This window comes from Alistipes dispar, assembly GCF_006542685.1.
In the GTDB taxonomy this organism is placed as follows: Bacteria; Bacteroidota; Bacteroidia; order Bacteroidales; family Rikenellaceae; genus Alistipes; species Alistipes dispar.
The window spans coordinates 2,603,864-2,618,834 of record NZ_AP019736.1; the positions used below are offsets into that span (position 1 = coordinate 2,603,864).

The 14,971-nt window shown below is 59.0% G+C and carries 7 protein-coding genes, 1 tRNA gene and 1 pseudogene; 7 read left to right on the forward strand and 2 right to left on the reverse strand.

Going from position 1 to position 14,971, the window contains the following annotated elements; genetic code table 11:
• Together FME97_RS10915 and FME97_RS10920 are read right to left on the reverse strand one after the other, a co-directional pair.
• Nucleotides 1-3,299: pseudogene (locus tag FME97_RS10915) on the reverse strand (SusC/RagA family TonB-linked outer membrane protein).
• 520 nt (nt 3,300-3,819) lie between these two features.
• Nucleotides 3,820-3,893 (reverse strand) — tRNA-Asp (locus tag FME97_RS10920).
• A gap of 470 nt (nt 3,894-4,363) precedes the next feature.
• Here FME97_RS10920 and FME97_RS10925 point away from each other — a divergent pair.
• The 7 genes from FME97_RS10925 to FME97_RS10960 all read left to right on the forward strand — a co-directional run bounded on the left by FME97_RS10925 (nt 4,364) and on the right by FME97_RS10960 (nt 14,966).
• Entirely contained in the window at nt 4,364-5,383 is a 1,020-nt protein-coding gene (locus FME97_RS10925; protein WP_141429659.1) for a Gfo/Idh/MocA family protein, read from the forward strand.
• A gap of 536 nt (nt 5,384-5,919) precedes the next feature.
• Nucleotides 5,920-7,326: a DUF3575 domain-containing protein gene (locus FME97_RS12600; protein WP_232522879.1), complete on the forward strand. Its 1,407-nt coding sequence runs from the start codon at nt 5,920-5,922 to the stop codon at nt 7,324-7,326.
• A complete protein-coding gene (locus FME97_RS10940) occupies nt 7,323-8,369 on the forward strand; it encodes a DUF5119 domain-containing protein (RefSeq protein WP_141429660.1) in 1,047 nt (348 codons plus the stop codon). The genes FME97_RS12600 and FME97_RS10940 overlap by 4 nt, the downstream gene beginning before the upstream one ends.
• A gap of 67 nt (nt 8,370-8,436) precedes the next feature.
• Nucleotides 8,437-9,525, forward strand: coding sequence for a fimbrillin family protein (locus tag FME97_RS10945; protein WP_141429661.1), 1,089 nt, complete (start codon nt 8,437-8,439; stop codon nt 9,523-9,525).
• Between the two features lie 166 nt (nt 9,526-9,691).
• Nucleotides 9,692-10,735, forward strand: a complete 1,044-nt coding sequence (locus FME97_RS10950) for a fimbrillin family protein (protein ID WP_141429662.1) — start codon at nt 9,692-9,694, stop codon at nt 10,733-10,735.
• Between the two features lie 14 nt (nt 10,736-10,749).
• Nucleotides 10,750-11,799, forward strand: a complete 1,050-nt coding sequence (locus FME97_RS10955; protein ID WP_162502080.1) for a FimB/Mfa2 family fimbrial subunit — start codon at nt 10,750-10,752, stop codon at nt 11,797-11,799.
• A gap of 32 nt (nt 11,800-11,831) precedes the next feature.
• Nucleotides 11,832-14,966 carry a DUF4906 domain-containing protein gene (locus FME97_RS10960; RefSeq protein ID WP_141429664.1) on the forward strand — a complete coding sequence of 1,045 codons (3,135 nt, stop codon included), beginning with the start codon at nt 11,832-11,834 and terminating at the stop codon, nt 14,964-14,966.
• Nucleotides 14,967-14,971: the final 5 nt, after the last annotated feature.

Here is a 14,971-nt window from a genome sequence, read left to right on the forward strand (position 1 = left end):
TTACAGGCCGATACGCAGTGTCAGCGTGAACTGCTTGGGAACGGGAACCGCGACGCCTCCGGTGTTGAAGAACTCGGGATCCTGGCCGTTGAGCTTTTTGTCCGCGTAGATCAGGAAGAGGTTCGTGGCCTGGAACTTGAGCGAGAGGCTCGACATTTTGAGTTTCTGTATCCAGCGTTTCGGGAAGTCGTAGGTCAGCGAGATCTCCTTCATGCGGATGAAATCGCCTTTGGCGATGCGTGCCGTCGAATAGTTGTAGGCGTTGTAAGCGTACGACAGCGAGTTGTCGTTCTTCTTCTGCCGGGTCGAAATAATGGTCGGCACGTCCGTGAAGCGCTCGTCGCCGGGAACCATCCAGCGGTTCTTGAATTCGCGCGGCATGGCGTCGAGATCCGTATAGGAATCGGAGAAGACCGGATCGAGACGTACCACGTTGCCGAAAGAGTAGGTGATGAAGATGTTCAGTCGGAGTCCCTTGTAGCGGAAAATGTTGCCGAAACTACCGACGTCGGTAGGTTCCGACGGTCCCGAATAAACCAGATGGTCGAAACGCTCCTGTTCCTGGAAATTGATATTCGTCGTCGTCAGCTCGCCGTCCTCGTTGATGAAGGTCGGAATACCCTCTTCGTTCAGCCCGCGGAAGTCGTAGGAGAAGATCGAATTCACGGGATAGCCCTCGCGTGAGAATCCGATGCCCGAAACCAGATCGAAGGCGCGGGTCGATGTCTCGAACTTCGTGACTTCGTTCTTCATGTGCGAGTAGATGATGTCGGTCGTCCAACTGAAGTCCTGCGTCTGGATATTCTTCGTGGAGAGCGAAAGCTCGATGCCGCGCGACCGCATCGTGGCGACATTGCCCAGCTTTTCGATCTGACCTCCGATGCCCTGCGTATTGATCGGTCCGATCAGGTCGTAGTTGTCGCGTTTGTACCAATCGACAGCCAGATTGATCCGGTTGTTCAGAAAACCCAGGTCGGCGCCGATGTTCAGTTCGTGCTTCTTTTCGTAGGTCAGTTCGCTGTTTTCCAGTTCCGAGAGAGCCAGTCCCGACTCCGAAGCGCCGGCCGTCGGACGCCACGGCGTCGTACTCTTGATTACCGCCAATGCGTTCGTCACCGACGGACGGTCGGCCGTCAGCGAATACGAAGCCTTCAGCGAAAGGTGCGACAGCGCAGGCTGTGCGCGCTGGAACCATGTTTCCTCGTGCATGTTCCATGCGCCCGAGATGTTCCATGTCGGCAGCCAGCGCGAACGCGTCGTCAGTCCCACGGCGTTGTTGCCCTCGTAGCGGAATGTGCCGTTGATCGTGTAACGCCCTTTGTAGGAATAGGTCCCGTTGAAGAAGAATGCGGCATTGCGGTAATAGGTCTTCTCCATCGTATAGTAATCGGTGTTGTCCTCCTTGCCTTTTTTGAAGATGAGGTAATCGTAGAACGGAATCTCTCCTGCGTCGTATTGCAGACCCCAGCCGCGGAACCACGTCGTTTCGCGGTCGATCTGGTTGGTCTCCATACCCGCGTATGCATTGATGATATGCGTGTTGTCGATGGTCTTGCTGTAAGTGGCCGAAAGGCGGAAGTCGTAGGAGAGCATCCGGTTGTCGGTCCGCTGATAGATACCGCCGGCGGGCAGTACGCTCACGGGTTCGGCATAGATGTCGTCCGGGTCCTTGTAGAGAAACGAGTTGTTGTCCCGGATCGTCGTCGTGCCCATGGCCCGGTATGCCTCGGCCTGATTCGCATTGTCGCGGACGTTGTGTTCCTGCGAGGTCCCCGAATAACGCACCGAAGCCAGAGCCGCGGCTTCGAAACCCTTGAAAGCCTTCCATTTCAACTCGCCCTGGAACTTCACGTCAGCCACGTTCAGGTCGATGTAGTTGTTTTCCAGCTCGTGCAGGATGTTGAACGGAGCATAATTGCGCACATAGAATTCATTGGGATCGAGCACGCGCGAAGTGTTCAGCGCATACGAATAGGGATTGATGTCGAAGTCGCGTTTCACCTCGCCGGTCACGTAGTCGGTCGTGGAGCCGAGAGTCCCGGGAGCTTTCTGCTTGCGGTACGACCCGTTGGTGATCATATTGAATGAAAGGGCGTCCGAGATTTTGTACGAAGCGTTGAGATTGGCAGTGTAGCGTGCGACTTCGCTCTGCTTTGTCCAGCCCGGATCGAACAGGGCGCTGACAGAGGCGTAGTAGGACGATTTTTCGGTTCCCGACGTGATGCTCACCGAATGGGAGTGCATCACCGTCGGCTGGAACAACTCTTTGAACCAGTCCGTATTCCGCCGCTCTGCCGCCTGCAGGAACGCGACCTGTTCGGCGCTGCCCTGTTGCATCGCTCCCGAATTGATCAGCGCATACATTTTGCCGTAGATACCGCTCGCCGAGGCGTTCGTGACCCGCGAATTGCCCAGCCAGCCTTTGTAGGCCATTTCCTGATAGACCGACATCTGGTCCTGGGAGTTCATCAGGTTGAAGTTGCTGTAGGAAGGGATCATACGGTACGTGAATTCGCCCGTATAGTTGACCCGGCTGACACCCGGACGGCCCTTTTTGGTCGTTACGACGATCACTCCGGCCATGGCGCGGGCACCGTAGATCGACGTGGCCGATCCGTCTTTCAGAATATTGAAACTTTCGATGTCTTCGGGATTCAGACCTGCGATGGCCGAACCGATCAGGGTCGTGGCGTCTCCCGAGGAGAGATCCTCGGCAGAGATGTCCTGAACGTCTTCCATGATTACTCCGTCCACGACCCACAACGGCTTCGAGTCGCCGTAAATGGAGGTCGCACCGCGAACGCGGATTTTCGGAGCCGTACCGAACGTACCCGACACGTTCTGTACCGAAACGCCTGCCGAACGGCCCTCGAGGCCGCGGCTGATATCGCCCATACCGGAAAGTTTCACGTCATCGGCCACCAATTGATCGGCCGCACCGGTAAAGAGGCGCTTGTCCGTTTTGGTCATACCTGTCACCACGACTGCTTCCACTGCCTGAGCGTCGGGTTCGAGGCGCACGCGGACGTTGGGGGAGATGGCTGTTTCCTGGGTTTTATAACCTACATAGGAAATTTGTAACTTCCCCCCCCCTTCCGGGCCGGGATCTGAAGGAGGAATTCGCCCTTCAGGTCGGTTGAAGTGCCGATGGTCGGATCATCCTTGACGATGACCGTAGCGCCGATAATCGGAGCGCCGTTTTCATCGACGACCGACCCGCGTACCTGGTCGGATTGAGCAAAAGCACAACCCACTACCGCGAGTATGCAAACCAACGATAGCGTAATTTTTTTACTCATAAGCATTAGTTTTTGATAGTTTGTAAAAGTAAAGCGCTTCGGTATCAAAAATACAAAATATAATTTAATGCGCAAACTTTTTGTGGCATAATATGGCTGATGGAAATACATTATATCAAAAACGAATGAAAGGGATTGCGATTTTTTCTTCAAATGTGCCGGCCGATTACGATATGGAATCACCGGATTTTCCTTTCCGGCGTCCCGGTCGTCAGTGAAAACGGTGCGGCTTGTCTGCAACGAGGTCGGAATCGGCGGTTTCGGAGAAAGAAATGGGCCGTTGCGGAGGCCGCGGCCCGGTCGTATGACCGAACGGCCGTATCGCCGTGTTTTCTTAAGATCGACTGCATATCCCGCATGACGGAGGGTCCGGTGTACTTTTTCGGCGCCGTAAAAAGTACACCGAATAGGCCGCATGCGACATGCTCCGAACCGCATTTTCTTGCACTTCCAGGAAAAGAAAAAAGCCTTGCAAATGTTTTATTTACAAGGCTTTTCGCTTTTTTGCTTTGATGTCGGGCGGTGCGTAGGGGACTCGAACCCCTGACCCCGTGCGTGACAGGCACGTATTCTAACCGGCTGAACTAACGCACCGTTTTTCGGTATTGCGAGTGCAAAGATACCACATTTCCCGAAAACTGCAAATATTTCCGTCGGTTTTTTTATCCCTTCGCCCGGCGCCCGCACTCCGGCGCCGGATGCGCATTGTATAACGGTCCGAAAATTCGGACGGCCTCCGGCTTTCGTCTCGTTCCCTGCCGGAGTTGCGGGAAGGCGGTTCCCGTGCAGGTCGGAATCTGCGGCAGGGTAGTGCGGCCTGAAACGCTTCCGGCGTCCCGACGCAGGGCAATCCGCCGCACTCCGGCGTTCCGGGTCTCCGGAGTGAATCCGGAGCGCTGCGGGAAGTCCGGGATGCCGGGGAGTTGGATCGTTCGGAATATCTTGCTAATTTTGAGCGGCCGATTCCCGTCCGGAAGAACGCCGGTGCGGCCGGAGACCTCTGGCCGCACCGGCCCGGAGGGCGGCCGGATTTTCCGGCCGGAATGATAAAAAACAGAGATACGATGCGAAAAATCCGTTTCGGAGTCGTCGGGACCAATTTCGTGACCGACTGGGTGATTGCCGGGGCCCGTCAGGACCCCCGTTTCGAGTTGGCGGCGGTCTGTTCCCGCACCCGGGAGCGCGCTGCGGAGTTCGCGGTCCGGCACGGGATCGCCCGCACGTTCGTTTCATTGGAGGAGATGGCTGCGAGCGATGCGATCGACGCGGTCTATATCGCCACGCCGAACTGCATGCACGCCGCGCAGGCCGTTTGCTGCATGGAGCGCGGCAAACACGTGCTGTGCGAAAAGCCGATGGCCTCCAATGCCCGGGAGGTGCGGGCGATGATCGAGGCGTCGCGCCGGAACGGCGTGGCGCTGATGGAGGCCGTGAAGACGACGCTGACGCCCAATTTCATGGCCTTGCGCGAGGCGCTGCCGAAGGCCGGGACGATCCGGCGTTATTTTTCCGCCTTCTGCCAATACTCTTCGCGTTACGACAAGTTCAAGGAGGGAATCGTGCTGAATGCTTTCCGTCCGGAGCTTTCCAACGGCGCCATGATGGATATAGGTATCTATACGATCTATCCGATGGTGGTGCTGTTCGGCCGCCCGCGGCGGATTTCGGCGTCGGGCATCCTGCTGAGCAGCGGTGTCGATGCGCAGGGTACGGTCGATTTCGATTACGGGGAGATGAACGCCACGGTGCTCTACTCCAAGATCGCCAACTCCTCGCTGCCGACCGAGATTCAGGGCGAGGCGGGCAATCTGACGCTGGACCGCATCAACCGCATCGGCCGTGTCGTGTGGCAGCCGCGGCCGGCTGCGGCCTCCGGACTGGAGCGTCCTGCGGAACCGCAGGACCTGTCCCGTCCGACGGAGCGGGACGAGTATTACTACGAAGTGGCCGAGTTCCTGGACCTCGTCGAACAGGGCCGCCGGGAGTCGTCCGTCAATAGTCACGAAAATTCGCTGGCCACCATCGGGATCATCGACGAGGTACGCCGGCAGCTGGGGGTGGTCTATCCGGCCGACCTGATCTGACCTTCCGTTTCCGGCGCCGGGCATACCGGTTTTTCTTTCGGGCATAAGACTGTTCACGAGACGGATGCGCCGTTTCTTTCCGAATCCGACTTCGGGAAGGAACGGCGTTTTTTCGTGTTTTATCCGTTTGGTGCAATGGCGGTTACATATCCGGCCAGGTGCGACCGGGCGGATTCCGCCTTCCGGGAGGAGAGCGACATGAGCCGTGCGGAACCGTTTCGGAAGCGGAAAAACGGGGAAAAGGGGGCCGTTTTGAATAATTCGCCCGGCGGCTCCGGAATTTTGCTAAAAAATCGTTGGTTAAATCGTTGGTTTTCTGCGGTAAAGATACAAAAAAAGAAAATACGCCCGTCTTCCGGAATATAAAATTTTTAGTGTCAATTACATATATTTTCGTCGGATACCGGTTTTGAGGCTTTATATCTGGATTTTAAACCGATACGGATTTTAACCAACGATAAATACCGATATCCGGTCTCTTTTTTATGTCGGTCGGATGTGTTATGTGTTGTGGCTTAATTGTTTATTGCTTGATAATGAGGGTTATATTATCTGGTTCGTCCCTGAGGAAACTGCTGCTGGCTGGTTTGTTCGGAGCATTTGCGGCCGGGGAACTGCATGGACAGACGGCCGCCGACTCGGCGAGAATCTATTACCGGCGGGGACACCGTGAAGTGGATATCCGTTTCCGGGAGAACGGAAGCGAACTGGAACGCTTCATCGGTTGCGTCCGCGAAGTGTACGAAACCGGCCGGCTCGAGGGCGTCGAAATCCGTTCCTACGCCTCGCCGGACGGGACGGACCGTCTGAACGAAACGCTCTCCCGGCGGCGTGCCGATTCGCTCGCGTCCTACATCGCGCGCCGTGCCGGGATTCCTGGCGAACTGATACGGGCGCGCGGCGAGGGTGTCGCCTGGGAGTTGCTCCGCGGGATGGTGGCGTCGTCGGACATGCGCTGCCGCGACGAGGTGCTCGACATTCTCGACAATACCCCGTTGTGGATTTTCGACGGGGCGGGCCGCATCGTGGACGGCCGCAAGAAGCGTCTGATGGATCTGCGGGGCGGCGTACCTTATAATTATATGGCCGAACATTTCTTTCCCGGGCTGCGCACCGGTTTTTCCGCCGTGATCCGGCTGGAGTCCGGGCCGGACGTTCCGGCGGAGTCCCTTTCCGCCGCCGTTTCGACGGCTGCCGCGTGTGCGGACGGACGGGAGGCCGATCCGGCGGTCGGGACCGGGTGCACGTCGCGGTCCGAAGCGGCGGCCGTGCCGTCGCGGGAGATACCGGATATCTCCTCGCCCGGGGGACCGTCGGATGCGTCGCGGTCCGGTGCGGCGGAAAGCCCTTCGTCCGAGATGGAGACCTCCCGGACCGATCCGGCAGTCCGGAAGGAGACGACGGTTGCGGAGCGCGAACCGCTGCACCGCCTCGCCGTCAAGACCAATCTGCTATACGATGCGGTGCTGATGCCCTCGCTGGAGGTGGAATACCGTATCGACGACCGCTGGTCGGTCAATCTGGAGGGCGACGTCGCCTGGTGGAAGAACGACGGCCGACACCGGTATTACCAGCTCGCGACCGTCAGTTCCGAAGGCCGCTACTGGTTCGGGACCCGGAAACCCTGGCACGGGCATTACGTCGGAGTGTTCGGCGGATTCTCGTGGTACGATCTGGAGAACGGAGCCCGGGGCTATCGGGGCGAAGCGGAGACGGTGGGGCTCAGCTACGGCTACATGTTTCCCGTCGGCCGGAGCCTCTCCTTCGAGGCCGGCATCGGCATCGGTTACATGCACAGCGAATACGAGGAGTATCTCCCCATCGACGGGCATTACGTTTACCAGCAGACGAGCCGCATGAACTACTTCGGCCCGCTGAAGCTGAAATTCGCCCTCGTGTGGCGTTTGTGGAATACCGACGGAAAGAAAGGAGGCGTGCGATGAAAGCGAAATTCCGCTATGCGGGCGTGGGGCTCGCTCTGTTGGGTCTTGCGGTTTCCGCCGCGGGCTGCCGCAAGGATTTGTGCTACGACCACGACGCCCATTCGCCGGGATGCCGTGCGCTGGTGACCGCCGTGTGGGAGCGGGAGTGGGAGCGCGACTACGGCCTGGGATGGCTCGCGGGGTGGGATGCCGCAGCCTATGGCCGCGCCTACGACGATCTGCGACCCGATGCGGCGGAGGGCATTGCCATGGTGGTGTACGGCGATCCGGAGAGTCGAACCGCCGTGAGCGACGAGTTCCACCTGTCCGCCGGGGGCGGCAAGGTCAGTCTGAAAGAGGGCAGCTACTCGCTGCTGTTCTACAACGACGACACGGAGTTCATCGTCTTCAACGACATGGCGTCGCTGCCGTCGGCCAGCGCCACGACCCGCACGCGGACCCGCGGCTCGTACAGCGAACACCACGCGGAGGAGCGGACGGTGAACACTCCCGACATGCTCTACGGGCATTTCGTGGAGCGTTACGGGGCCGAGATGCATCTGGGCTGGGAGGAGCTTCCGGTGAAGATGCAGCCGTTGGTGTACACCTACCTCGTGCGTTACAGGGTGGAATACGGCCGGCAGCATATCGCTCTGGCACGCGGCGCTTTGGCGGGCATGGCCGAGAGCGTCTATCTGCAGGACGGCCGCACGGGCGACGAGGCGGCGACGCTGCTTTACGACTGTACGCTGACGGCCGACGGTGCGGAAGCCTGCGTGCTGTCGTTCGGCGTACCCTCCTTCCCCGACAGCCATTACGAGCCGACCAAGGCGGAGGAGAGCGGCCGTCGCTACGGGCTGAATCTCGAGGTCATGCTGAACAACGGCAAGCTGGTGACCTTCGATTTCGATATCACTTCGCAGATGGAGCGGCAGCCCCGCGGCGGTGTGATCGAGGTGGACGGCATCCGGATCTCCGACGAGGACGCCGCGGAGGGCGGCTCGGCATTCGATCCCGACGTGGACGGCTGGGGCGACTACGAGGACGTCGAGATCCCTTTGTGACGCTCGTCCCCGGTACGAACGAAAAAGACAAATTCACTCAATGTTTCACTATTAACTGTTAATCACAATGAAAACCAGAATGTTTTTACTTGCAGCGGCGGCCGCGGCTCTGGCCGGCTGTGCGCAGAACGAGGTAATCGACATCCCGCAGACGCGGGCCATCGGCTTCGACCCGTATGTGGGCAACACCACCCGGGCCGCAGCCAAAGACACCGATTTGTCTGCTCTGAAGGCCGAAGGCGCAGGGTTCATCGTATTGGGCGGATATGAGGATGGTCAGACTTATGTCCCCGTGTTCGACGGAACGAATGAGACCGGGTCCCACATAACATGGAACGAGACTTCGTGGGAATATAGCCCCATCAACTATTGGTTGGAGGGCAAGACGTACAAGTTTGTCGCCTATGCCCCCGCCGAATTGCAGGAGGATGATCTGTTCGATATTGATTATGCAGGCAATAAACTGAAGATGAAAGACGGCGGGACTTTCACCGCCGACGGCGAGACCGACCTCGTCGTAGCGGAGGGCAAACCGCAGGGATATCCTGTTGCGGCAGAGCTGGTGCAAATGGAGACTGTTGGTTTCAAATTCTATCATGCCCTGTCGAAAGTGAAGTTCACTTTCATCAACGGATGGCGCAATGCCGTGACCTTGAAAATCACGAATATCAAATTGTCGAATGTCAAGAATACGGGTTCGCTGACGACGTCCGGAACCATGGCGCAGGGGAGTGATAAAATACAGCCGTCTGCATGGAGCGGTCAAACGGGTACGGCCGATTATGAGGACAAAGCGGGCGGAATGAATACGAATGAATATGAAGCATCTTATGAGTTCGAGAATTTCTTACTCCCCACAGCGCTGAATGACTCTCAGATGAAACTGACATTCACCGTTCAGGTGACCAACAGCCAGGGTACGGGTCCCGATCTCGGAACCGGTGCGGGCAATCCGGTCGTAAAGGAGGTTGTTATTCCGAAGGATGTGGTAACTGAGTGGAAGCCGGGCTATGCCTACAACTACAAGCTGACGATCTCCGGTTCCACGTTCGGTTTGAAACCCATCCAGTTCGATGGGATCGACGTAGATTCCGAGTGGGGTAATGGCGGCGAAGATGACATGGACGAAGAAATCGAAGTAGTTCCCGGTGCATAACCCTCTCTCCGCTCCGTCTGCCCCGGCTTTGCGCGGCGGCTGAGACGCGACGACCACCCGGGCGGGGTTGAATGTCCCCCTCCCGGGTCCAAACGCGGAAGACGGCTTTTCCGCACTTCTCCGCCGGACACATTCCCCCGGGCGGAATTTATAAACACGAGGTACTATGATACGAAGAACGAACATCCTCAAGACGTTGTGCGTGCCGGTCGCGGCCGTGTCGCTCGCCGCATGTTCCGACACGCTTCCGGGAGGTCCCGGCGGCGGGGACCGCGACGCCATCGGCTTCCGCGGCGCTCCCGAAACCCGTGCCGCCGTGAACGGATTCGCTGCCGGCGACGCCTTTTCCGTATGGGCCTGGTGCCGTTCGGCGCAGGACGCGCAGGACACACCGGTTCCGGTATTCGACGCCGAGAGAGTGTACACCGGCGACGGCTCGGCGTGGACCTATGAGCATACGGAGTATTGGGCCGACGGCCGGACCTATGCCTTCCATGCGCTTTTCCCCGATCGTGAGGCATTGGAGGCGGCGGCCGGGGCCGTTTCGTGCGTGCCCGGTGAGAACGGTGTGCGGCTGACGGTTTCCGGATTCGATGCGCGGCAGACGGGCGAAGGGGCCGTGGACCTGATGACGGCCCGGCGGACGGTGACGTATGATGCGGCTGAAGGGCCCTCTCCGGTCTCGCTGAAGTTCGCTCACGAGCTGGCGCGCCTCGCCTTCAGGGTCCGGACGCAGGGCCGGGAGGTCGAAATCGTCTCCTTCAAGGTGAACGGCGCAGGCTATGCGGGCGACTTTGTGCGGACGGAGGAGACGGCGACGTGGACCCTTTGCGAAAGGACCGTGGCGGACGACGGCATTTTCGCCGTATCCGACCTGTCCGTCGGGGCCTCCGACGTGGCCGATCTGCTGGGCGACGTGCTCGTTCCTCCCCAGACGCTGGAGGAGACCGGTGCGCCGGAACTGACGCTGGTTTACAGGTTGGCAGGCGAGCCGGAAGCGACCTCGCACACCGTTTCCGCCTCGCTGCGCACTTCCTCCGTCACGCAGTGGCAGGCCGGACAGAGCTATGCCTACACCCTCGATCTGCGCACCGGTACGCTCGTGCTGACCGTGACGATACGGCCGTGGATCGAGGAGGATGCCGAAGTGGACTGGAAACCGAGCACCCCGGCCGGCACCGCTGACCGTAATCAATTCATGGCGATATGAACCGATTCCCGAATATGAATTTCTTGCGCCGCATGTTCCGTCCGTGGGCGGCCGGTGCGCTCGCCGTGGCGGCGGCCGCATGCACCGGCGATGCGGCGGGCACGTCGCCCGCCGGGACGGGCGGAGCTTCGCTCGCCCTGCATGTGGCGGTTCCCGCGACGCGTGCCGACGTCTCCGAGGAGGATTATGCCGCATTGGAGAACCGCATCGAACAACTGCGTATCGTGCTGCTCTCGCCGGAGAACGAGGAGTTGTACAACCGGCTTTTTTCCGGCGACGATCTGACCGGGGCCGCCGTGGCCGACGGCTATGCCTTCACGGTGGAGGGCCTGCCCGCGGGCAGTGCGCAGCTTTATGTCATAGCCAACGAAGACTATCTCGGCGAACCCAGTCTGGTGGATGTTCCGGACGATGAAGGCATTGCTTTCAAAAAGCTCCTCGTGAAGGACCCGGGACGCGAAATTTTCCCCAAACGCTATTCCGAGATGACCGCTGAGCCAGGCGCCGCCCTGCCCATGAGCGCGTACGACCGCGACCTGACCGTCGGGACCGGAACGAATGCGGTGGAGATCGCGCTGGTCCGCGCCGTCGCCAAACTGAAGATCGAGATGGTGAACGAGCTTACGCGGCCGATCACCGTGAACGAGATGTCTTTCGGCGCGTTCATGGCCGACCGGTTCTATCTTTTCCAGGACGGAAACCTCGACGTGCCCGGCGATGCCGAGTATAGCGGTCGGTCGTACGGCAGTCAGGAAAACGAGGCCGAGCGGCTGAATATCGTCATCGGCGGAGGGGAGTCGCGCACGCTCGTGCTCTATATCTATCCCTCCTATGCGTGGAAGGATGAGTCGGAAGATTCGCCCTACACCATCGGATTCCGCACGCCCAACGCTTTGTATCCGCTGAAGGCGTTCATCGGCGGAGGAGCCTCCCGCAATTCCATCGCCCGCAACACGCAGGTCCGTATCCGTGCCGTGCTGCACACCGACGCCAACCTTGTGCTGGATTTCCGGGTGGAGGATTGGGCGGAGCCTGGAGATATTACCGTTCCTCCGTTCAGTTGATCGTGTTTTGTTCCGAAAATATGCCGTATAGTATGCCAACGCTATTGAAACGATTCGCCCCGGCGCTGCTGTCCGCCGCCGTGGCGGCCGCCGCGGTCTCGTGCACCGACGACGACCTTTTCGCGGACGGCAGCCGCGACACCGTGCGCGAAGGCGTGCCGGTGACCGTCAATCTGAATTTCCGCACCGAAGACAACCGCGTGGAGACCCGCGCCGCACAGAATGCGGCGAACGAGGGTTGCGTGTACAACCTCTATGTCCTGATCTTCGACAAAGACGGAAACCGTCATGACGAAGGCGGTCTTTTCTTCGATCAATCGACGGAACCCTGGAATCAATCGGGAACCGTTACGATAACGACCACTTCGCTCAATGACGCCCGGGTGGTCTGCATCGCCAACCTCACCACTTCCGCCGTGCACACCGATTACGATGTGACACCGGCGCAGATGGATGAAATCCGGACGTTCGGTCAGTTGGAAGCTTTCCGGGCGCCGCTGAGCAACCGTACCGTGGAACGTTCTACCCAGTTCTTCATGACGGGGTACGGTTACCGGAAGGACAGCGACGGCAATCCCGACAAGACGCAGACCTCCATAACGATTCCCGACAACCTCACCGAAGAGGTGGAGGTCGATTGTATTCTCAGCCCCAGACGGATGGATGCCAAGGTGACGTTCAATGTGAAGACCGAGCCGCTTCGGGATACGTGGACGGATTTCGATTTCCGTCCGCGCAGTTGGCGGGTGGTGAACGTCCCCGTCCGGTCGCCCCTGCTGCCCGACGACGACGGAGGCGACGAGGAGTCTCCCGATGTCGGAGAGTCGTATTATTTCGATACCCGGCCGACCGCCTTCGAGTGGGACAAGCGCGACGGAAACTATCTTTTCGAGGAAGGAGGCTTCACTTTCTACATGCCCGAAAGCCGTCATGCGCCCAAGAAGTCCATTGATGCGGCGGCCCTCGGTCCGGAGGATGCCTACGCCCTGCGCGAGAAGTGCGAGAAAATAGAGGGAACATTTCCCGACAAGCCCGGACAGTCCGAGGAGAACGGCGCATTCGAATACGCCGCCGACTATGCCGCCTACGTGGAGATGACGGGCACGCTCTCCTACAGAATCCCGTCGTCGGAGGCGTATCCCTCCGGCCATACGGTCAATGCCGACGTGACGTTCACCGTCCATCTGGGCTATGCCGACGGCGACCCCAACGATTACCGCACGCTGCGCAACACCCACTACACATACAACGTCACGCTGAAGGGTGTCGATAAGATCGTGGTGGAGGTGACCGACCAAAAGGAGGAGCGTCCCGGTTACGAGGGCGACGTGATCTTCAGTTCGGCCGACGTCTATGAGCTGGACGCCCATTACGACCGTCAGCTCATCCTTATCGACCGCAGCCTCGTGCCGAAGCTGACGTGGGGCGTGCAGACCCCTTTCAGCCAGGGCATATACGGTGTCGGTCTGTTCGGTGACGACGACGATTTCCTGGCGTCCGCCGTTCCCGCCCCGGAAGAAAGCGGCATCTACGACTACAAATGGGTGAAGTTCGCCATAAACGGGGACTACGGGGTGACGGAGCCGGACCGTTACGTGAAGTATCCCGGCGACCAGAATTACGAGTTTTACGACGGGAACGGCGGCCGGCCGTCGCCTTACTATACCAGCGGCGAGGGCGGCTTTTATCCCGATGCCCGTATGTACGACATTCACGGACTGCTGAAGAGGCTCAGAGAGGAGTATTACACGGAGAATAAGACTGAGGGCACTGTGGCGGTCACGGCCTTCGTGGACGAATACGTGTATGTCACGCATCCGGTGACCGGAGAGAATATGCTGGACCAGTGGCGGACTTACGTCGAGGCGGAGGACCGGCAGATGTATTTCGTCAACGGCGATAATTCGCGGTACAGCCCGGACGGCAACTCTAGCGTGATGGAGGCCGTGCAGACCTTCCGCCAGCACTCCATCCGCACGGTGTACAACACCGACCTCGGAGAGAAGAGCGCCGAGGAGCTGCCTACCGCATGGGGCGTGGAGACGATGATGAACGGCGGTTACCGTTGGGCGCCGGGCGATGTCAAGCGCGGTACGTCCGCGAGCAACGGCCGCAAGAACACCATCGACTGTCTGCTGGGCGGCAATGAGACGCTCTATTGGACGGCGGTGCTGGATGTGAATATCAACGATCCCGACGAACGTTACAACCTGAAGGATCCTTACCGCGATGCGCTGCACGCCGTGCTGATCCGCAATCGGGATCTGGACGGGGATAACGAAGTGGATGCGAATGAAATCCGGTGGTATCTGGCCGCCAAGGACCAGTTGGTCGATCTCTATATCGGCGAATCTGCGCTGGACGAAGATTCGCGTCTTTATCCGGAGAACCCCGCCGACCGCGGCAACATGACGCGCTGGCACTACACCTCCAGCTCGTACAACGCGAACGACGGGGGACCGTGGATACTTTGGTCCGAGGAGTGTGCGGCTCTGGGCAGTTACAGCTCCTCTTCCGGTTATATGGACGGACAGTTCGCCTACCGTTGCGTGCGTAATCTCGGCATCGACCTGGAGAATCCCGAAAAGGAGCCGAGCCCCCTGATTCCCAAAGTGACGGCTGCGGAGGACGACGGCACGTATCTGGTCGATTGTTCCAATCTGAGCCAGAAGGCGCGTCGCAACAGTTACGAAGCGGGACCCTCTTTGGGAACCCATGACGACCTGTCGCCGCAGAACCGTCCTTACAAATACTTTCGGGTGACGGCTGCGAATAATGACGGTATCTCTCCGAAGCCGACGCATACCGGAACTATTTTTGGAGGTTGGAACTCTCAAAACTGGACTTATTATCAGACGGCACAGATTGTCGTACAGAGAGGTTACAGGATACCCAATTTTCGCGAATTGCTTATCATGGCCACCCGTCTGCCGGAGGATGCATGGGTGAAGCGGGCGGAAGATAGGGATGTAGGTTTGATGTTCTATCTGGATTTGTATTATATGACCATCACCGATTTCAGCCGGAAAGGAATAAGCGAATTGGGCAAGGGCGGAGGTTTCCGCATGAATCCGCGGGACCTGACCCTGGGTGCGATTCCTTCCCGGGGAGGGGATTTGGATGACGGATATATCCGTCCCGTCAAGGACGAGGAGACGCTGCCGTAACAGCC

Bases quoted from the DNA above. Each gene is read 5' to 3' on its own strand.
- FME97_RS10960 (WP_141429664.1), top strand. From the start codon at position 11,832: ATGCCAACGCTATTGAAACGATTCGCCCCGGCGCTGCTGTCCGCCGCC.
- FME97_RS12600 (WP_232522879.1), top strand. From the start codon at position 5,920: ATGAGGGTTATATTATCTGGTTCGTCCCTGAGGAAACTGCTGCTGGCT.
- FME97_RS10955 (WP_162502080.1), top strand. From the start codon at position 10,750: ATGAATTTCTTGCGCCGCATGTTCCGTCCGTGGGCGGCCGGTGCGCTC.
- FME97_RS10945 (WP_141429661.1), top strand. From the start codon at position 8,437: ATGAAAACCAGAATGTTTTTACTTGCAGCGGCGGCCGCGGCTCTGGCC.
- FME97_RS10940 (WP_141429660.1), top strand. From the start codon at position 7,323: ATGAAAGCGAAATTCCGCTATGCGGGCGTGGGGCTCGCTCTGTTGGGT.
- FME97_RS10950 (WP_141429662.1), top strand. From the start codon at position 9,692: ATGATACGAAGAACGAACATCCTCAAGACGTTGTGCGTGCCGGTCGCG.
- FME97_RS10925 (WP_141429659.1), top strand. From the start codon at position 4,364: ATGCGAAAAATCCGTTTCGGAGTCGTCGGGACCAATTTCGTGACCGAC.